Source organism: Achromobacter sp. SIMBA_011 (assembly GCF_046535435.1).
Classification (GTDB): domain Bacteria; phylum Pseudomonadota; class Gammaproteobacteria; order Burkholderiales; family Burkholderiaceae_B; genus Achromobacter; species Achromobacter dolens.
On record NZ_JAWRWN010000507.1, the window covers coordinates 1 to 270 of the forward strand.

The window sequence follows — 270 nt, forward strand, 5'->3', positions numbered from 1 at the left end:
CGTGACCTCACGCCTTTTTGCCTTGATCCCCTGCGCCGGAACCGGCAGCCGTTCGGGATCGGCCATGCCCAAACAATATCGAATGGTCGCCGGACGCGAACTCCTGCACTATACGCTGGCCGCCTTCGATGCCTGCTCCGAGTTCACCCAGACGCTGGTGGTGATTTCCCCTGACGATACTCATTTCGACGCTCGCCGCTTCAGCGGCCTGCGCTTCGCCGTGCGCCGTAACGGCGGGGCGTCGCGCCAGGCGTCGGTGTTCAACGGACT

At 64.1% G+C, this 270-nt stretch carries 1 protein-coding gene; it reads left to right on the forward strand.

Going from position 1 to position 270, the window contains the following annotated elements:
- Position 1: 1 nt before the first annotated feature.
- A partial coding sequence (locus tag SB816_RS31920; protein ID WP_410548232.1) for a 2-C-methyl-D-erythritol 4-phosphate cytidylyltransferase occupies positions 2 to 270 on the forward strand: 269 nt, incomplete at its 3' end.